Genomic DNA, 19460 nt, shown 5'->3' with positions numbered 1-19460 from the left:
GAGGGGTGCGCCCGCGGCGTGCCCTCCCCGGCCCCGGCCGGTCCCCGGCCCGGGGACCGGCCGTCCCGGTCCGTCAGCCGACGAGTCGCAGGCCGTCGGCGACGACCCGGCCCGCGTGCAGGACCGTGCGGTCGTCGCTGCGGTCCATGACGGCGGACGTCACCGTCTCGCCCTCGACCAGCAGCAGATCGGCGGCGTCGCCCACGGCGACCCCGGGGCGGTCGGCGACGGAGGCCAGGCGCGGCAGGTCCGGGTGGAGGATCGAGGCGCCGCCGCGGCCGGCGACGGCCACGCAGTGCTCGATCAGTTCGTCGGCGCGGTAGCGGTTGGTGAAGGCCAGCTGCCAGGTCCGGTCCAGCATGTCCCCGTTGCCGTAGGGCGACCAGAAGTCGCGCTGGCCGTCCTCGCCCAGGCCGACGCGCACACCGGCGGCCGTCAGGTCGGCCAGTGGCAGGGCCCGGTGCTGGGCGGGGGCCACGGTCGCCATCGCGATGTCCAGTTCCGCGAACTCCTCGACGAGCCGTCGGGTCGTCGCCTCGTCCACGCCGCCCAGGTCGTACGCGTGCGAGATCGTCACCCGGCCGGCCATGTCGAGGGCGCGCACCCGTTCCAGGATGAGGTCGACGCTGAACACGCCCAGTGCGCCGGGTTCGTGGAGGTGGACGTCGATCGGTGCCCGGTGGCGCTCGGCGAGGCCGAAGAGGATGTCCAGGTGGCGCACCGGGTCCCGGTCCAGGGTGCAGGGGTCGATGCCGCCGACGACGGCCGCGCCCGCGGAGAGCGCCCGGTCCATCAGTTCCGGCACGCCCTTCTCCCTGAGCAGGCCGGCCTGCGGGAAGGCCATGATCTCGACCTCGCACCGGCCGGCGTGCGCCTCCTTGGCGGCGAGGACACCCTCGAACCGCTCCAGTCCGCAGTCCGCGTCGATCTGCGCGTAGCTGCGGACCCGGGTGGTGCCGCGCTCGATCATGCGGCCCAGGGTGTGCGTGGCCCGTTCGGCGACGCTCCACTCGTCCTCGCGCCAGTGGGCGCGGTCGTTCATGGTCATGGCCCAGACGCCGGGGCCTCCGGTGTGGGGGCGGAAGGGCAGACCGATCCGGGTGGAGTCCAGGTGGCAGTGGACGTCGGAGAACGACGGCAGGGCGAGCCGTCCCCGTCCCGCCACGGTGTCGTCGGCCGGGGCGCGGTCCGGGTCGTGCGGAGCGAGCGCGGTGATCGTGCCCTTCTCGATCTCGATGTCGCACGGCTCACCGCCCCAGGGACGGACGTTCGTGATCAGCATGGGGTGTCTCTCCTTCGGTCCGGGGCGCCGGCCCGTGGGGCCGGAGCGGGGCGCGGCGCGGTGCGGGGGCGCAGGTTCGCCGGGACGATGCGGTCCTCGCCGTGGACGCCGGGGCGCCGGTCGATCACGATGCCGGGCGGCACGAGGAGCCGGGTGCCCAGCGGCCCGGTGCGCTCCAGCAGGCGCAGCGGGGTGGTGCCGTGCGGTTCCCGTACGAGGTTCCGTCCGGTCACGCCCCGCAGGTGGTGCAGCCGTGCGTGGGCGGCGCGCCGGCGGGTTCGCACGGGGTCTCCTGCGGATGCGGGGTCAGGACCGTTCCGGCCGGACGGCGGTCCACGGCTGAAGCGACACTAACACTTGGCATACCAAAAATGGGCACCCCGAAATGGGGCGCTCAGGCGACCAGGGGATTCTCTCCGCACGAAGTGGGTTCAGGTCGGAGCGGCCCCCTGTTTGGCATACCAACCGGGTCCACGGGCTGCGCCCGGTTCCCCGGCCCGGCGGGCCGGGACGGCGCGCCGGGGCTCGGGCCTCGGGACGGCGCGCCGGGCCCGGGTGTCAGACCTCCGTCACCTTCCCCGCCGCCACCTCCACGCGCCGCGTCGTGCGCACCGCGTCCAGCATCCGCCGGTCGTGCGTGACCAGCAGGAGCGTTCCCGGGTACGACTCCAGCGCCGATTCCAGCTGTTCGATCGCGGGCAGGTCGAGGTGGTTCGTCGGCTCGTCGAGCACGAGGAGGTTGACGCCCCTGCCCTGGAGCAGCGCGAGGGCGGCCCTGGTGCGTTCGCCCGGGGAGAGGGTCGTCGCGGAGCGCGTCACGTGGTCCGCGCGCAGGCCGAACTTGGCGAGCAGCGTGCGCACCTCGGCCGGTTCGGTGTCGGGCACGGCCGCGCAGAACGCCTCCAGCAGCGATTCCGTGCCGTGGAAGAGCTTGCGCGCCTGGTCGACCTCGCCGACCACCACGCCCGAACCGAGCGTCGCGTGACCGGAGTCCAGCGGGAGGCGGCCGAGCAGCGCGGCGAGGAGCGTGGACTTGCCCGATCCGTTGGCTCCGGTGATGGCGACCCGGTCCGCCCAGTCGATCTGCAGTGAGGCCGGTCCGAAGACGAAGTCGCCGCGCACGGCCCGCGCCTCGCGCAGGGTCGCGACGACCGAACCCGAGCGGGGCGCGGCGGCGATCTCCATCCGCAGCTCCCACTCCTTGCGCGGTTCCTCGACGACTTCGAGCCGTTCGATCATGCGCTGGGTCTGCCGTGCCTTGGCGGCCTGCTTCTCGCTCGACTCGCTGCGGAACTTGCGGCCGGTCTTGTCGGAGTCGGTGGCCTTGCGGCGGGCGTTCTTGACGCCCTTCTCCATCCAGGCCCGCTGGGTCTGGGCGCGCCCTTCGAGGGCGGCGCGCTTGTCGGCGTACTCCTCGTACTCCTCGCGGGCGTGCCGGCGGGCCCGCTCGCGTTCCTCCAGGTAGGCCGCGTATCCGCCGCCGTACAGGTTGATCTGCTGCTGGGCCAGGTCAAGTTCGAGGACCTTGGTGACCGTGCGCATCAGGAATTCGCGGTCGTGGCTGATGACCACGGTGCCCGAGCGCAGCCCGGAGACGTAGCGCTCCAGTCGTTCCAGTCCGTCCAGGTCGAGGTCGTTGGTGGGTTCGTCCAGCAGGAAGACGTCGTAGCGGGAGAGCAGGAGGGAGGCCAGGCCCGCGCGGGCGGCCTGGCCACCGGAGAGGGCGGTCATCGGCAGGTCGAGCCCGACGGTCAGTCCGAGGTCGTCCGCGACCTCGGCGGCGCGCTCGTCCAGGTCGGCGCCGCCGAGGGACAGCCAGCGCTCCAGGGTCTCGGCGTAGGCGTCGTCCGCGCCCGGGGCCCCGTCGACCAGGCCCTGCGTCGCGGCGTCCATCGCGGCCTGCGCCTCGGCGACCCCGGTGCGGCGGGCCAGGAACTCCCGCACCGTCTCGCCCGGCCGCCGCTCCGGCTCCTGCGGGAGGTGGCCGACGGTGGCGGTGGGCGGGGAGAGCCGCAGTTCGCCCTCCTCCGGCCGGTCGAGTCCGGCGAGCAGCCGGAGGAGGGACGATTTGCCGGCTCCGTTGACTCCGACGAGACCGATCACGTCCCCGGGCCCGACGACGAGGTCGAGTCCGGCGAAGAGCGTGCGGTCGCCGTGTCCGGCGGCGAGGTCCTTGGCGACGAGAGTGGCAGTCATCAGGGTGCCGATCCTACGGGCTGCCCTCCGCCCGGGGAGGTGCGGCCGTCAGTCGCCCGGGGCCTCGGCAGGGCCGGAGGGGGAGCCCGGCGGGGGCGTGCCGTGTTCGTGGAGTCCGGTGGTGATCCGGCTGCCGCCGGGGCCGATCCGGATCTCGAAGTCGCCGGCGTACTTCGCGTGCCCCTCGATGACGGCGGACTCCACGGCCTCCACGCCGAATTCGCGCCGTACGATCAGCGGGTCGTGGCGCAGGTCCCGCATCAGCGCCACGCACATGCCGATCATCACGAGGGTGAACGGCGCGGCGACCAGGATCGTCAGGTTCTGGAGTCCGGCGAGGGCGTCGCCCTTGCCGTTGCCGATGAGCAGCATGATCGCGGCCACCGCGCCGGTGGTCACTCCCCAGAAGACGACGACCCACCTGGCCGGTTCGAGGATGCCCTTCTGGGAGAGGGTGCCCATGACGAGGGAGGCGGCGTCCGCGCCCGAGACGAAGAAGATGCCGACCAGGATCATCACCACCACGCTCATCACCATGGCGAGCGGGAACTGCTGGAGCACTCCGAAGAGCTGGGCCTCCGGGGTGGTGGCGCCGCCGAGCTCGCCCGCCTCCTGGAAGTCGATCGCCGTGCCGCCGAAGATCGCGAACCAGACCAGGCTGACGGCGCTGGGCACCAGGATGACCCCGCCGATGAACTGCCGGATCGTCCGGCCGCGGCTGATGCGGGCGATGAACATGCCGACGAAGGGCGTCCAGGAGATCCACCAGGCCCAGTAGAAGACGGTCCAGCTGCCGAGCCAGTCGGCCACGTCGCCCGCGCCGGTGGCCTCGGTGCGCCCGGCGAGCTGGGCCAGGTTGCCGAAGTAGGCGGCGATCGAGGTGGGCAGCAGGTCGAGCACGATGATGGTGGGGCCCGCGACGAAGACGAAGACGGCCAGGAGCAGGGCCAGCACCATGTTGGTGTTGGAGAGCCACTGGATGCCCTTCTCGACGCCGGAGACCGCCGAGGCGACGAAGGCGACGGTCAGGACCGCGATGATCAGGACCAGGAGTCCGGTGCCGGTCTTCTCCTTCCAGTTCAGTTCGTGGAAGCCGCTGCCGATCTGGAGGGCGCCGAGGCCCAGGGACGCGGCGGAGCCGAAGAGCGTCGCGAAGATGGCGAGGATGTCGATCAGCCGGCCGATCCCCCCGTGGGCGTGCCGGGCGCCGATGAGCGGCTCGAAGACGGCGCTGATCGTCTGCCGCCTGCGGCGCCGGAAGGTGCTGTACGCGATGGCCAGGCCGACGACGGCGTAGATCGCCCAGGGGTGGAGGGTCCAGTGGAAGAGGGTGGTGGCCATCGCCGTCTGCATCGCCTCGGCGGCGGAGGCGGGGTGGGTGCCGGGCGGCGGGGCGGTGAAGTGGGCGAGGGGCTCGCTGACCCCGTAGAACATCAGGCCGATGCCCATGCCCGCGCTGAACATCATGGCGACCCAGGACACGGTGCGGAACTCGGGCTCCTCGCCCTCCTGGCCGAGGGAGATGTTTCCGTAGCGGCTGATGGCGAGCCAGAGGGCGAAGACGACGAAGCCGGACGCGGCCAGCATGAAGGCCCAGCCACCGTTGTGGATCAGGCCGTTGAGCATGGAGCTGGAGACTTTTTCCAGCGAGTCGGTGGCGGTGGCCCCCCACACCACGAAGGCGAGGGTGAGGACGGCGGTGACGCCGAACACCACCCGGTCCGTCCTGGGGTGCCGGTCCTGGGCCGGGTGGCCGAGGAGGTCCGCCGTCACCGGCAGATCCCCCCGGCCACCCGTTCTCTGTTCGTCCTGCGACACGAATGGCACCTTTCACGAAAGCTCTTTTTTCGCTCTCCGTAGGCAGTACCACACGCGGCGCTCATCCCATGGGACCAACAAGCGGTATCGACTTGACCGTTTGTGAGGTGATATGTCACCCGCCGGCCCCGGAGGAGCCGGAGGACGCGGTCCGGTTCGGGCGCCCGGTCGTCGACACCACCGAGGTGCACCGGTCCCCGGTCCCGGAAATCCGCCGCGCGGGATGCGGCGATTGCGGCCCCGCTCCTGCCGCGGCACCCCTCGGCGAACTCGAACAGCCCGTCGGGCACGACGACTTGAGGGGCGACGCGGCGTCGCCGTCGGGCACGGGACCGAGGGGGCCTCCAGCGGCGGGATTCGGCGTGATCATGATGCGAAAGCCTCTTGCCGTCGTGTCGGTCGAATGGCAATCGTGTGACAGCGACCGTCGTGGACACGACCAGCACGGCAGTCGCTGCATAGTGTCGGCCTGACGGTTCGAAAGATCATTCGCCCCGACGACTTGGAGCATTCGTGCACCGCAGATTCATCGTCCCGAGCGCACTCGCGGTCTCCCTGCTGCTGGCGATCCCGGCCTCGGCCGCCGAGGGCACCGTGGGCGCCCCGGGCATCGGAGACCCCTACTATCCGGCGAGCGGCAACGGCGGCTACGACGTGTCGCACTACGACCTGCGGCTGAAGTACCAGCCCGCGACCGACCTGCTGGAGGGCACGGCGACGATCCTCGCCACGCCCACCCAGGAACTCTCCCGCTTCAACCTGGACCTCGGGCTGAACGTCTCCGAGGTGCGGGTGAACGGCCGGAAGGCCGGCCATGCGAAGAACGGCGAGCAGGAGCTGGAGATCACCCCGGCGGCCCCGCTGGCGAAGGGCCGGGCCGTCTCGGTGGTCGTGCGGTACGCGGGCAAGCCCTCCGAGGTGAAGATCAACGGCTGGACGTCCTGGGTGCGCACCCCGGACGGCGCGGTGGCCGCCCAGGAGCCGGAGTCGGCCGCGTGGTGGTACCCGAGCAACGACCACCCGCTGGACAAGGCGACGTACGACATCTCGGTCTCCGTTCCCGACGGCGTGCAGGCCATCAGCAACGGCACTCTCCAGTCGCAGAGTTCGAAGCTCGGCTGGACCCGCTTCAACTGGCGCTCCGCCAAGCCGCAGGCCACGTACCTGACCACGCTGGCGGTCGGGAAGTTCGACATCACCACGGACACCACGGCGGACGGGCTGCCGGTCGTCAACGCGTACAGCAAGGACCTCGGCGCCAACGACGGGGCGGCCCGCGCCAGCATCGAGCGGACCGCCGAGGTCGCCGAGTGGCTGACGGAGGTCTTCGGGCCGTACCCCTTCGACGCACTCGGCGGTTACGTGCCGAATGTGAGGAGCGGGTTCGCGCTGGAGACCCAGACCCGGCCGTTCTACAGCCCGAAGCAGTTCGCGAACGGATCGAACGTCTCGGTCGTCGTCCACGAGCTGGCGCACCAGTGGTACGGCGACAGCGTCTCGGTCAAGGGCTGGAAGGACATCTGGATCAACGAGGGCTTCGCCCGCTACAGCCAGTGGCTGTGGTCGGAGAAGGAGGGCGAGGGCACCGCGCAGGAGCTCGCGGACCACACCTACGCCCAGCACCCGGCCGACGACCCGTTCTGGACCGTGAAGCCGGGCGACCCGGGTCCGGACAACCAGTTCGCCGCGGCCGTCTACGACCGGGGCGCGCTGGCGCTCCAGGCCCTGCGCAACGAGGTCGGCGACGACACCTTCTTCGAGCTGCTGAAGGGCTGGCCGGCCGAGCACGCGTACGGGAACGCGAGCGTGAACGACTTCGTGACGTATGCGGAGCGGGTCTCGGGCAAGCCGCTCGCCGGCCTCTTCGACACCTGGCTGTTCCAGCCGACGCGCCCGCAGGCGCCGGCCGCGGCCGGCGCGCATGCGCTGAACGCCCCGGAGCCGCCCGCCTCGTGGAAGAAGATCGCGGCGACCAACACGATCCACGACCACCGCTGACCGCGCGGGCCCGTTTCCGGCGCCGTCGTCCCGTGTCTCCGGAACGGGACGACGGCCCCCGGTGGCGGGGCGGACGCGCCGGATAGGCCGGCGGGGCCGGTGCGGTCCCGCCGGCCGCGGTCGTTTCCGGCCCGATCCCGCGTGTACGAGGAGCGTTCCTTGCCCGGCCCGTCCCCTGACTCCCCTCGCGATGCCTCCCGCGACGCGGTCTTCGCCGCCAACGACCTGATGGCCTCGGGCGCCCTGCGGGTGCTGCGCGAGCGCGGGCTCGACGTGCCCGGGGACGTGGCCCTGGTCGGCTTCGACGACATGCTGCCGATCGCCACCAGCACCGATCCGCCGTTGATGATGGTTCGTCAGGGCGTGGGGGGAATGGGCCGGTTGATGGTGCGGATGCTGATGCGGCGGTTCAACGGCGAGCCGGGGACCAGGAGCCGGTGATCACGCCGACCGAGCTGGTGCGCCGTGGCTCCGCCTGAGTGCGCCGCGCCGGACGGCCTCGCGGTGTGCCGCCCGCGCCCGGCGCGCGTACGGCAGATAGCGCAGCCGCTCGGGGAGCACCGGTACGACGTGCCGCACCACCGCGCACCACCGTCGCAGTCTCCGCTCCTGTGCGTCCGTCCACTCCAGTCCGATCGCCTCCCGGGCGTCCGGCGGCATCAGCCCGATGGTGACGAAGCGGCGGAACCGGGCCAGCGGTGGCAGCAGCACCGGCCACAGCGCCCTCAGCAGCAGCCTGACCGGCAGCGGGCCGCGGTCCGGCGGCGGTACCGGCCGGTCGGTGGCGACCAGTTCCTCGACGACGGCGTTCGTCCCGATCTCGTCGGCGAGCATCTTGCGGTAGTACGGCCAGAACTCCTCGATCGTCTGCGGCATGTCCCGGTCGTGGATGCCGAGGATCCTGCCGACCTGGAGCCACTCCCGGTAGAGGGCCCGCTCCTGTTCCTCGGTGAGCGGGCGGAGCAGGTAGCGGGCGCCGTGCCGGTAGACGGGGAAGCCCGTGGCGTGCACCCACGCGTAGTTCGCGGGCGACAGCGCGTGGTAGTGGCGGCCCCGGGCGTCGGTGCCCTGGATGGTGCGGTGCAGGGCGCGCAGTCTGCGCCCCTCCTCGGCCGCCGCGTCGCCCCCGTACACCCAGAGCTGGAGCGAGCGCAGGGAGCGCTCGCCGCGTCCCCAGGGGTCGGTGCGGAAGACGGAGTGCTCGTCGACGCCCGCGCCGACCGCCGGGTGGGCGACCTGGAGGGTGAGGGCGGCGGGCAGCATCAGCAGGGCCCGGACGTCGCCGGACAGGCTCCACAGGACCCCGCCGGGCGGGGGCGGCGCGGGGGTCCCGCCCCGTACGCCCCGGGTGTCCCGTGTGTTCCGCTCGCCCTGTGCTGCTTCGCTGCTCATGCGGTGCTCCCGGGGCCGGTGGGGCGGGTGTTCTCGGCCCGCCCCCTGTGATCCAGTATGCGATCGGTCCGGGACGGGTGTGCAGGGGGTCCTCGCACCCCGGCGGGAACGGGCTGCGGGGCGCGCACCGGAGTCCGGTGCGCACCCCTCGTCGCCGGTGCGGTGCGGGACTACTCGCAGGTGCCGGCGAACGTCGCGCGGGTCACCACGTCGGTGGCCGCGGCGGTGGTGTCCAGCCAGGCGATGCGCTGCCCGTCACCGAGCGACGGGGCCAGCTGGGCGCCGGATGAGCAGGAGACCCGGGTGTAGTTGTCGAGACCGGCGAGCACGTCGGCGGTCCTGGAGACCTTCACCTTGCCGGGGCCGGTCCAGGCGCCGAGGGCGCCCCAGAGGTCGTACGTGGAGTAGGCGAAGTACTCGTCGTTGACCGAGAACTGGGCGCCGTACACGCTCGACGGGTAGCGCAGCTTGGCCGCCTTCGACAGGTGGTCGAGCGGGGCCGACATGAGCTTCGAGCTCGGGATCAGGAAGCCGCCCGTCTCGCGCCAGAAGACGCGGTCGGAGGTGAGCTGGATGTCCGAGACGTAGTCGAAGATGAAGCCCGTGATCCGCTTGACCTGGGTGGTGCCCGACGCGATGTCGTGGACGTGGACGTACGTGCCGTCGCCGCCGGCCCAGGCGATCCTGCCGTTCTTCATCGCGAGGCGGCTCGCGCGGGAGCCCGCCTCGGGGGTGATGTTGACCGTGGTGCCGTCGGCCCTGCGGAGCATGACGTCCTGCTCGCCGTCGGCGGTGGTGCTGATGTAGGCGAGCGCGCCGTTCCCGGTCACCGGCTCGGTCTCGTCCGCGTCGGGGCGGTCGACCAGCTTCTTGATCGCGCCCTGGCCCTTGGAACCGGTCCGGTAGACGCCGATGCCGTCGGCGGTGATCCGGGTGAAGACGATGCGGTCGTCGTCCAGGGACGGGTCGAGCAGGTAGGCGTCCTTCTGGGCCAGTTCGTGCTTCGGCTCCTTGCCGAAGCGGCCCACGGTGATGCCGAAGGCGGCGCCGCCCCGGTCCCAGGCGACGGCGTCGCCGTGGCCGATCGCGTAGACGTCGCCGTTGATCTGCGCGGCCTGCTCGTCGATGCCGCTGTAAACCTCGTACGCGGGCAGGACGTCGGCGCCGATGGTGGTGCCGTCGTGCGTGCCGCTCTTCTTCTCCCAGCCGGTCTCGATGCCGTGGTCGTCGAAGGCCTTGTCGATGACGGCGAGGTCGGCGGCCGAGACGTTCAGGGACTTGGCGGCGAGGGTGACCGCGTTGCGCATGTCGGTGAAGCCGGACAGCGGGGTGAGGTAGTTCTGCGCGGACCGGTAGACGATCCGGTCGGCGAGCTTGCTGTCGAGGTTCTTGCGGATGTCCCACAACGCGCCGCCGACGATGGTGGAGTTGTAGTGCACCCCACCGTTGTCGATGTCGAGGGTGATGGGCTGGTAGTCCTTCTGCGCGTTGCGCCCGTCGTTCAGGTCGCGCAGGGCGCACTCCTCCAGCGGCTTGGTGCCGTTGCAGAGGTGCTCCCCGACGAGGCCGGACGTGGGGTCGCTCATCGCGACGCCCTTGTCGGCGGTCTCCATGGCGTTGCCGAAGTAGTCGGATATCGCCTCGTTGAGCGCGCCCGACTGGTTGAGGTAGACGAGTCCGGCGGAGTGCTCGGTGACACCGTGCGTCATCTCGTGGCCGACGACGTCCAGGCCGACGGACAGCGGCACGCCGTCCATGTGGCCGTAGACCATCTTGGAGCCGTCCCAGAAGGCGTTGGCGTAGTCCTCGCCGTTGGAGGCGACGTTGACGACGGAGTGGATCGTGCCGCCCTTGCCGTCGATGCCGTCCCGGCCGATCTGCTCTTTGTAGTACTCGTAGACCTTCGCCGCGTTCAGGTGGGCGTCGACCGCGCCCGACGCGGTGTTGGCGCCGTCGAAGCGGTCGCTCGCCGAGGTGCCCAGCGGGATGTCGTCGGTGACCGGACCGCCCGCGACGAGCGTGTACTGCTTGCGCTGGGCGTCGTAGGTGCGGATCTGGCCGCCGGTGGCCGGGTACATGGCGCGCGTGGAGTCGACCAGCGTGTACGAGCCGTCCGTCTCCTTGTTGACGTCCAGTTCCGCCTCGGTGCCGTCGACGCGTACACCCGTCCCCTGTGCGGGCGACGCGTCGGCCGCGTCGATGTTGTTGTACGAGAGCGCGATGCCGCCCACCCGTGCGTCGACGTACACCTCCTGGCGCACCGGGCTGCCGTTCGCCCTGCCGCCGGTGACGGTGAAGTGCCAGGCCAGCCTGCCCCCTTGGGCGTCGGGCAGCACGGCCAGGCCGTGCGCCTCGGTCCGCGCGTCCCGTACGCCGGACAGGCCGCGGTCGAGCGCGAACATCCGCCGCTTCGCGGTGGCCTCGCTCACCTTCGGCGTGGTGGAGACCGTGAGGGCCGTGTAGAGCGTGCCGGTCGCGGAGGTGATCCGCCGGCCGCCGTCGGCCGCCTCGGTCTGCACCGCGTACTCGGCGCCGAAGACCGGGACGCCGTCGTGCTTCTGCCGGAAGCGCACCGTGGTCTGCTTGCCGTCCTTGGTGGTCCGCACCGTGCTCAGGTCGGAGACCGGGACCTTGTACGTGTCCTGGTGCGCCTTGAGGTGGGCGCGGGCGGCCTGGGCGGGGGTGCCTTCGCGGGCCGAGTCGTCCAGCCCCCGGGTCATCGCGGGGGCCACCGGCACCGCGCTCGCCGGCGCGGTGGTGGCGGGGGCGGGTTCGTCGTCCGCCCAGGCCGGGGCGGTCAACAGTGCCGATCCCGTGGCGGCGGCGACCACACTCGTCGCCAGCATCCGCCGGATACTCGTTCTCCTCACAGAGCTCTCCCCATCACACAGCTGTCCGTGGAACGCGAGCGTCCCTTTGGGTTGACGGGGTTGATGTTTCGGTACGCGGGGTTCCGCCAACAAGAGATGGCGCTGGCGCGAACGCGCCGTGGCGTAAATACGCCTCAGGGGTGCCGCTGTGGAACCGAGTTGCCGTTCTTCCCGTCCAGCCATCCCGCGCGGGCCGCGTACCAGCCGAGCTGGAAGCGGGTCGCGGCGCCCACCTCGTCCATCAGGGCGTGCAGCCGGCGCTGCACGGTGCGATGGCCCATGCCCAGCTGGCGGGCGATGGCGGCGTCCGTCAGGCCGACGTGCAGCAGGGCGACGATCTCCCGGTCGATCGCCGCGACCGGCGCCTCGTCCCGCTCCACCACGCCCGAGGCGTTCAGCGGCCATCCCCGCTCGAAGTGCAGGTCGAAGAGCGAACCGAGGGCGGTGAGCAGCCCGGTCCTGTGCACCACGAGCGCCACCGGCTCGGTCTCGCGCTCCGGGTCCAGGGGCAGCAGCGCGATGCGGCGGTCCACGATGACGAGCTTGATGGGCAGCCGGTCCGTGACGGAGACGTGCTGGCCCTGGGCGACGCAGGAGGCCAGCACGGCCGCGGCCTCCGGGCGTTCCAGCCATTCGCGTTCGACGACGCTGCGCACGGCCACGCCGCGGCGGGTCGTCTCGGAGTCCACCTCCGCGTGGTTGTCCGCGAAGGAGAGCACCGGCGGCACGCGTCTGGTCGGGACCATGGTGCACACCTCGTCCCTGGCCTGCCGCTGCATCGTCAGCAGGCGGCGCCGGATCGCCGCCGGGCCGGACAGCACCTCCACCGGGGCGCCCGAGGCGTGGCTCTGCGCGGAGCGGTGCCGTTCGGTGAGTTCACCGACGAGCGACTCGACCCGGTGCAGCGCGGCCCGCCGGGACTCCAGGAGGGGACCGAGCGCGAGGACGGGCGAGGCGGCCCGGTAGCGGACGACGCCGTTGTCATCCGGCCGTGCGGCGCAGGCGAGTCCGCGCTCGACGAGCGAGTCGAGGGCGCGCGCGACCGCGGGGCCGCTCAACGGGCCCGCGAGCGCGCCCGGTTCACTGCCGGGACGGTCCACGAGCAGGCGGTAGACCGCGTCCTCCTCCGCGTCGAGGCCGAGCAGGGTCAGCAACGACGCGTCGATCGGGTCCTGCGGCCGGTGGTCGGGGTGCAGTGTTCAGGCTCCGTTCCGCCGGGTTTGGAACGCGCCGCACGCATCCCGCGGGCCGTCGCTCGCACCCTCGTTGCCGGTGGCGGCCCTGCGAACGCCCCACGCACCGGCCGGGCCACGACGGCCGGACCTCTCGCACACCGCCCTGTCCTCCGGCACCCGGCCCACCCCTTTTCCGTCCATCCGTCTGCTGACGGCGGTCAGATTATCCGGCGGGTGCAGTCGGCCGTGACCAGCGAAAGCCTCCCGCACCCCCTCCGTTAGCATGTTCGAACTCACGACGATCGCCCCACCCCTGCCCTTCGCCGGAAAACCATGCCAGCCATCACGAAAAGCGACCGAGTCCACCCACACCTAACAAATCGGCCAAACAATTGATACCTATAGCATCGCGGGCGTTTTCGCGAATAAACCGCATAATTCCGTTCGCCGAACTGCGTCGACCACGGGTGATGCTGTGGGCCGCGGCGGGTGTGACGACCCTCGGATTCCTGATCGCGCTGGAAATCGCCGCGCGTCATTACGACTTGCCGGGGCCGATCGTCAACCAGGCGCGAGAGGTGATATTCCCTCCCAAATCCGGCTTTCTGCTGTACGCCAGCATGGCGTTGATGATGGTGGTGCTCACCTGGCGGCAGCGGTTCATCGCCCTCGGCACCGCGCTCGGCATCGACCTCGTCATCTTCCTGGTGCGGTGGGCATGCGACGCCCTGGTGCCCCTCGACGAGGGCCATCCCTTCGGCAGCGGCGCGCTGTGGGTGATCCTGGGCTGTGCGGTCATCGCCGTCACCCGCCGCACGGGCAATGAACGCACCCTGCTGCTGAAGGGCGTGGGACTGGGGCTGCTGCTGGTGACCGGCCGCAAGACCGGCGACACCTGGCTGCTCATCACGTCGAAGACCCGCCCCATGGTGCTCGACCAGTACGTGGCGACCGCCGATCACGCGCTGGGCAACCCCTCATGGCTGGTGGGCCGGCTCGTCGAGGCCACCGGCCCGATCGGCACCCATCTCCTCGACTACGTCTACGTCCAGCTCGCGGTGGCCGCGGTCATCGCCTCGCTGTACCAGCTGCGCCGCGTGGCGACCGAGCGCCGCTTCCCGAGCCACCACCTGGTGCGCACCTTCCTGGTGATCGGCCTCCTCGGGCCGGGCATCTACATGATCTTCCCGGTGGTCGGGCCGATCTTCGCCTACGGCGCCGACGGCGGACAGTGGGCGACGGCCGACCTGTGGCCGGACACGCTGCCGGCGCTCAGCACCCCGCAGCACATGCCGTTCGACGAGATCACCCCGCGCAACTGCATGCCCAGCCTGCACACGGCGTGGGCCACCGCGATCTTCATCCACACCCGCAGGAGCCCCCGGTTCCTGCGCGCCGCGGGCACGTTCTGGCTGATCGCCACGCTCGGCGCGACGCTGGGATTCGGCTACCACTACGGCGCGGACCTCATCGCCGGCGTGGTGTTCACCCTCACCATCGAGGCGGCACTGCGCTCGCTCGCACGCGGCTGGGACCGGGCGGGAATCCAGCTGGTCACCTACGGCGTGGTGGTCTTCGCCGCGATGCTGGTGTCGTACCGCTATCTGCCGGTGGAGATGGCCAGGCATCCGTGGCTGTTCGGGCCGCTCCTCGTCCTGGCCATGTGCTCGGTGATCTACGGCTACGTACGGACCACCCGGCAGTGGGACCCGAAGCCCGTACCGGCGCGGCAGCCGGAACCACAGCCCGAACCGGTCTGAGCCGCGGCACACCGGGGCATCCGTGAGCACTGCCGTCGGGGCCGGTCGCACACCGCGGCCGGCCCCGGCCGCTCCGTGCACGCGCCGGGGCCGGGCCGGTGCTCAGCCGAAGTCGTACACCGTGACCGGTATGTCCCGGTTCAGCAGCCGGTCGGCGATCAGCGGCTCCACCCGGGACCACTTTCCGCCGGCCAGACCGCACCCGATCCGCGGCATGTGGACCGAGGCGCCCAGCTCGACCGCCCGGTCGGCCACCGCGCCCAGCCCCGTGCCGATCGCCTCGTAGCGGACCGGAACCCCCTTGCTGCCGGTGCGTATCCCACGCTGGCCCACCAGATTGGCCACCCACACATAAGGATCCACCTGGACGAACTGCACCGCGCCGAGGCCGAAGTCGTTGTCCGCGCGCGCCCGGTGCCAGCGGCGGTACGCCGCCTCCGGTTCGGGCCAGCGGCGCGAGAGGGCCAGGACGAAGCCCTTCCCCCAGCCCCCCAGGTCGTTGCAGACATGCACGATGACCTTGACGCCCTTGCCCTGCGGAGCGGTGGCGTCCCCTTGCACGTATGTGATCTCCCGCATGACTTCAGGGTAGGGGTCCCCACCGACAACCGGGATCATGGTCGCGGCCACCGCATCCGCCGGGGGCCGGCCCTCGGACGAGGCACTTTCACAACAGTGGTGAGACAGCAATACTGTTGCACCTGATGGACGCAGACGCGGCAGTCCGCCGCCGGGTCGGGACGCGAGGAGCAGCCATGGCGACCGGGACCGAGGAGCCGACGCTCACCGTCGACGAGCTTGCGGCGCGTGCCGGTGTCACCGTACGCACCGTGCGCTTCTACAGCACCCGGGGGCTGCTGCCGCCCCCGGTGATCGGGCCGCGCCGGGTCGGGCACTACGGGCACGAACACCTGTCCCGGCTCGCGCTCATCGAGGAGCTCCAGCACCAGGGCATGACGCTGGCGGCGATCGAGCGCTACCTGGAGCAGCTGCCCCCGGACCTGAGCGCGCACGACCTGGCGATCCACCGCGCGCTGGTCGCGTCCTGGGCGCCGGACACGGCGGAGGACGTGACGCGGGCGGAGCTGGAGCGGCGCGCGGGCCGGGCGCTGAGGGGGCAGGACATCGCGCGGCTGGCCGCGATGGGGGTGCTGGAGCGGGCGGAGCCGGTCGACGGCAGCTACCGGGTGGACCCGGGGCTGCTGCGGCTCGGGGTCGAGCTGCTCGGCGTGCCGATCGCCCACGAGACGATCCTGGCCGCCCGCACGGTCCTGCTGGAGCACTCCCGGTCCGCCGCCCAGGAGCTGACCCGGCTGTTCCGGGACGAGGTGTGGGGGCCGTACCGGGAGCGGGAGTCGGACCCGGAGCACGTGGCGGCGATGAAGTCGCTGTCGGCCCACATGCAGCCGATGGTGCTCCAGGCGCTGGTGACCGCGTTCCAGCGGTCGTTGAAGGAGGAGTTGCGGGCCGCGTTCACCGCGGAGTGAGCCGCGGCGGCCGGCGCCCCGTGCGGGGGGGCCGGCCGCCGCGGATCCGGCCGTCAGTCGTGGAAGGTCTCGCCCTTCCCGGCCTTCTCCACGAGCAGCGCGGGCGGCAGGAAGCGGTCGCCGTAGCGCTCCGCGAGCTGCCGGGCGCGGGCCACGAAGCCGGGCAGGCCGCCCTCGTACCCGTTGATGTACTGGAGCACGCCGCCCGTCCACGGCGGGAAGCCGATGCCCATGATGGAGCCGATGTTGGCGTCCGCGACGGAGGTCAGGACGTTCTCCTCCAGGCAGCGGACGCTGTCCAGCGCCTCGGAGAACAGCATCCGTTCCTTCATGTCGTCGAAGGGGATGTCCGTGTCCGGCCGGGTGAAGTGCTCGCGCAGGCCGGGCCAGAGCCGGGTGCGGACGCCGTTCTCGTCGTACTCGTAGAAGCCCGCGCCACCGCTGCGTCCGGTCCGGCCGAACTCGTCGACCATCCGGTCGATGACCTCGTCCGCCGGGTGGCCGGGCCAGGTGCCGCCGGCCTCCTCGACGGCCCGCCTGGTCTCGTCGCGGATCCTGCGGGGCAGGGTGAGGGTCAGCTCGTCCATCAGGGAGAGCACCTTGGCCGGGTAGCCGGACTGGGCCGCGGCCTGCTCGACCGACGCGGGCTCCACGCCCTCGCCGACCATGGCGACGCCCTCGTTGATGAACTGGCCGATGACGCGGGAGGTGAAGAAGCCGCGCGAGTCGTTGACGATGATCGGGGTCTTCTTGATCCGGCGGACCAGGTCGAAGGCGCGGGCCAGGGCCTCGTCGCCGGTCTGCTCGCCCTTGATGATCTCGACCAGCGGCATCTTGTCCACGGGCGAGAAGAAGTGCAGCCCGATGAAGTCGGCGGGCCGCGAGACGCCTTCGGCCAGGACGGTGATGGGCAGGGTCGAGGTGTTGGAGCAGAGCAGCGCGTCCGGCTCGATGACGTCCTGGATCTCCTGGAACACCTTGTGCTTGAGCGCGGTGTCCTCGAAGACGGCCTCGATGACGGCGTCGCAGCCCGCCAGGTCGGCCGGGTCGGCGGTCGGGGTGATGCGGGCCAGCAGCTCGTCGCGCTTCGCCTCGGTCGTACGGCCCCGGGAGAGCGCCTTGGCGAGCAGCTTCTCGCTGTACGCCTTGCCCCTGGCCGCGGCCTCCTCGGAGACGTCCTTGAGGACGACCTCGATGCCGGCCCGTGCGCAGGAGTAGGCGATGCCCGCGCCCATCATCCCGGCACCGAGCACGGCGACCTTGGTGACCTGGCGCTCCTCGATGCCCTTGGGGCGGCCGGCACCGGAGTTGACGGCCTGGAGGTCGAAGAAGAACGCCTGGATCATGTTCTTCGCGACCTGGCCGGTGACCAGCTCGGTGAAGTAGCGGGCCTCGATGGTCAGCGCGGTCTCGAAGTCGACCTGGGAGCCCTCGACGGCGGCGGCCAGGATGTTGCGGGGCGCGGGCATGGGGGCGCCCGCGATCTGCTTCTTCAGGTTGGACGGGAAGGCGGGCAGGTTCGCGGCGAACTTCGGGTTGGACGGGGTGCCGCCGGGGATCCGGTAGCCCTTGACGTCCCAGGGCTGCTGGGATTCGGGGTGGGCGTCGATGAAGGCGCGGGCCTTTTCGAGCATCTCCTCGCGGGTGTCGGCGACCTCGTGGACCAGGCCGTTCTCCAGGGCGCGCCGCGGGGTGTACTGGGTGCCCTGGAGGAGGACCTTCAGCAGCGCGTCGGCGATGCCCATGAGGCGGACGGTGCGGGTGACGCCGCCGCCCGCGGGCAGCAGGCCGAGCGTGACCTCGGGCAGGCCGATCCGGGAGCCGGGGGCGTCGAGGGCGATGCGGTGGTGGGCGGCGAGCGCGATCTCGTAACCGCCGCCGAGCGCCGCGCCGTTGATCGCGGCGACGACGGGCTTGCCGAGGGTCTCGATGCGGCGCAGCGAGTTCTTGATGGCGGTGCCGGTGTCGAAGGCCTGCTGGGCGTTCTCGGGACCGACCTTGATCATGTCCTTGAGGTCGCCGCCCGCGAAGAAGGTCTTCTTGGCGGAGGTGTAGATGATGCCGCGGATGGAGTCCTTCTCGGCCTCGGCGCGGTCGGCGATGGCCGCGATGGAGTCCTTGAAGGCCTGGTTCATCGTGTTGGCGGACTGGTCGGGGTCGTCGAGTACGAGGGTGACGACGCCGGTCTCGTCCTGTTCCCAGCGGATGGTCGTGCTCTCGGTCATTGTTCTTCTTCTCCGTAGGCAGGGGCGGTCAGACGCGCTCGATGACGGTGGCGATGCCCATGCCGCCGCCCACGCAGAGGGTGGCGAGGCCGTACCGCTGGTCGCGGCGTTCCAGTTCGTCGATGAGGGTGCCGAGGATCATCGCGCCGGTGGCGCCGAGCGGGTGGCCGAGCGCGATGGCGCCGCCGTTGACGTTGATCTTGTCGAGGGAGAGTCCCATGTCCCTGGCGAAGCGGAGGACGACACCGGCGAACGCCTCGTTGATCTCGACGAGGTCGATGTCGTCGATGGTCAGCCCGGCCTTGGCGAGGGCCTTGCGGGTGGCGGGCGCGGGGCCGGTGAGCATGATGGTGGGCTCGGAGCCGGAGACGGCCGCGGAGACGATCCGGGCGCGCGGGGTGAGCCCGTGGCGCTCGCCGGTCTCCTTGTTGCCGATCGCGACGAGGGCGGCGCCGTCGACGATGCCGGAGGAGTTGCCCGCGTGGTGGACGTGGTCGATCTTCTCGATCCAGTGGTACTTCTGCAGCGCCACCGCGTCGAAGCCGCCCATCTCGCCGATCGTGGCGAAGGACGGCTTGAGCGCGGCGAGCGAGTCGGCGGTGGTGCCGGGGCGCATGTGCTCGTCGTGGTCGAGGACGACGAGGCCGTTGCGGTCCTTGACGGGGACCACGGAGCGGGCGAAGCGGCCCTCCTTCCACGCCTCGGCGGCGCGCTCCTGGGAGAGCGCGGCGAACTCGTCGACGTCGCGGCGGGAGAAGCCCTCGATGGTGGCGATGAGGTCGGCGCCGACGCCCTGCGGGGCGAAGCCGGTCTCGAAGTTGGTCATCGGGTCCATCGCCCAGGCGCCGCCGTCGGAACCCATCGGGACGCGGGACATCGACTCGACGCCGCCCGCGAGCACGAGGTCCTCCCAGCCCGAACGGACCTTGGCCGCGGCCAGGTTGACGGCCTCCAGGCCGGAGGCACAGAAGCGGTTCTCCTGGACGCCGGCGACGGTGTCGGGGAGTCCGGCCGCGATGGCGGCGATCCGGGCGATGTCGGAGCCCTGGTCGCCGAGCGGGCTGACCACGCCGAGGACGATGTCGTCGATGGCCGCCGGGTCCAGTCCCGGGAAGCGGCTGCGGATCTCGTGGATGAGGCCGACGACGAGGTCGATCGGCTTGGTGCCGTGCAGGGCGCCGTTGGCCTTGCCGCGACCGCGCGGGGTGCGGATCGCCTCGTAGACGTACGCTTCGGTGCTCAAGTCAGCAGCCTTTC

Annotated in this window: 13 protein-coding genes and 1 pseudogene; 4 read left to right on the top strand and 10 right to left on the bottom strand. The window is 71.5% G+C overall.

The window, feature by feature from the left end; all coding sequences use genetic code 11:
- Window positions 1–73 precede the first annotated feature (73 nt).
- The 4 genes from OCT49_RS30790 to OCT49_RS30775 all read right to left on the bottom strand — a co-directional run bounded on the left by OCT49_RS30790 (window position 74) and on the right by OCT49_RS30775 (window position 5296).
- The gene (locus OCT49_RS30790; protein ID WP_283855077.1) at window positions 74–1282 is read right to left on the bottom strand and encodes an amidohydrolase family protein; all 1209 of its coding nucleotides are present in this window, start codon (window positions 1280–1282) and stop codon (window positions 74–76) included.
- Window positions 1276–1566, bottom strand: a complete 291-nt coding sequence (locus tag OCT49_RS30785; protein ID WP_283855076.1) for a hypothetical protein — start codon at window positions 1564–1566, stop codon at window positions 1276–1278. The genes OCT49_RS30790 and OCT49_RS30785 overlap by 7 nt, the downstream gene beginning before the upstream one ends.
- A gap of 274 nt (window positions 1567–1840) precedes the next feature.
- Complete coding sequence (abc-f, locus tag OCT49_RS30780) at window positions 1841–3478, bottom strand: ribosomal protection-like ABC-F family protein (protein ID WP_283855075.1); 1638 nt, start codon at window positions 3476–3478, stop codon at window positions 1841–1843.
- 48 nt (window positions 3479–3526) lie between these two features.
- Window positions 3527–5296 (bottom strand): BCCT family transporter, encoded by a 1770-nt coding sequence (locus OCT49_RS30775; protein WP_283855074.1) that lies wholly within the window; start codon window positions 5294–5296, stop codon window positions 3527–3529.
- A gap of 513 nt (window positions 5297–5809) precedes the next feature.
- On the opposite strand from OCT49_RS30775, the gene OCT49_RS30770 reads away from it, so the two are divergent.
- Window positions 5810–7294: a M1 family metallopeptidase gene (locus OCT49_RS30770; RefSeq protein WP_283855073.1), complete on the top strand. Its 1485-nt coding sequence runs from the start codon at window positions 5810–5812 to the stop codon at window positions 7292–7294.
- A gap of 123 nt (window positions 7295–7417) precedes the next feature.
- Window positions 7418–7773: pseudogene (locus OCT49_RS30765) on the top strand (substrate-binding domain-containing protein); the annotation flags it as partial.
- Here OCT49_RS30765 and OCT49_RS30760 read toward each other — a convergent pair.
- From OCT49_RS30760 to OCT49_RS30750, 3 genes are all read right to left on the bottom strand, one after another.
- The gene (locus OCT49_RS30760; RefSeq protein ID WP_283855072.1) at window positions 7736–8686 is read right to left on the bottom strand and encodes an oxygenase MpaB family protein; all 951 of its coding nucleotides are present in this window, start codon (window positions 8684–8686) and stop codon (window positions 7736–7738) included. The pseudogene OCT49_RS30765 and the gene OCT49_RS30760 sit on opposite strands and share 38 nt — an antisense overlap.
- Before the next feature lie 170 nt (window positions 8687–8856).
- Window positions 8857–11532 (bottom strand): M4 family metallopeptidase, encoded by a 2676-nt coding sequence (locus OCT49_RS30755; protein ID WP_283855071.1) that lies wholly within the window; start codon window positions 11530–11532, stop codon window positions 8857–8859.
- Between the two features lie 158 nt (window positions 11533–11690).
- On the bottom strand, window positions 11691–12710 hold the full coding sequence (locus OCT49_RS30750; protein WP_283855070.1) for a helix-turn-helix domain-containing protein: 1020 nt from the start codon (window positions 12708–12710) through the stop codon (window positions 11691–11693).
- 491 nt (window positions 12711–13201) lie between these two features.
- On the opposite strand from OCT49_RS30750, the gene OCT49_RS30745 reads away from it, so the two are divergent.
- Window positions 13202–14491: a phosphatase PAP2 family protein gene (locus OCT49_RS30745; RefSeq protein ID WP_283855069.1), complete on the top strand. Its 1290-nt coding sequence runs from the start codon at window positions 13202–13204 to the stop codon at window positions 14489–14491.
- A gap of 102 nt (window positions 14492–14593) precedes the next feature.
- Here OCT49_RS30745 and OCT49_RS30740 read toward each other — a convergent pair whose 3' ends face one another.
- The gene (locus OCT49_RS30740; protein WP_283855068.1) at window positions 14594–15070 is read right to left on the bottom strand and encodes a macro domain-containing protein; all 477 of its coding nucleotides are present in this window, start codon (window positions 15068–15070) and stop codon (window positions 14594–14596) included.
- Window positions 15071–15246: 176 nt separating this feature from the next.
- Between OCT49_RS30740 and OCT49_RS30735 the strand changes: the two genes are divergently transcribed.
- Window positions 15247–15978: a MerR family transcriptional regulator gene (locus OCT49_RS30735; protein WP_283855067.1), complete on the top strand. Its 732-nt coding sequence runs from the start codon at window positions 15247–15249 to the stop codon at window positions 15976–15978.
- Between the two features lie 53 nt (window positions 15979–16031).
- Here OCT49_RS30735 and OCT49_RS30730 read toward each other — a convergent pair whose 3' ends face one another.
- Entirely contained in the window at window positions 16032–18203 is a 2172-nt protein-coding gene (locus OCT49_RS30730; protein ID WP_283855066.1) for a 3-hydroxyacyl-CoA dehydrogenase NAD-binding domain-containing protein, read from the bottom strand.
- 28 nt (window positions 18204–18231) lie between these two features.
- Window positions 18232–19446: an acetyl-CoA C-acetyltransferase gene (locus OCT49_RS30725; RefSeq protein WP_283855065.1), complete on the bottom strand. Its 1215-nt coding sequence runs from the start codon at window positions 19444–19446 to the stop codon at window positions 18232–18234.
- Window positions 19447–19460 lie beyond the last annotated feature (14 nt).

The organism is Streptomyces sp. ML-6, from assembly GCF_030116705.1.
In the GTDB taxonomy this organism is placed as follows: domain Bacteria; phylum Actinomycetota; class Actinomycetes; order Streptomycetales; family Streptomycetaceae; genus Streptomyces.
Note: the sequence above shows the minus strand (reverse complement) of the source record. Positions and strands in the feature narration are given on the sequence as shown.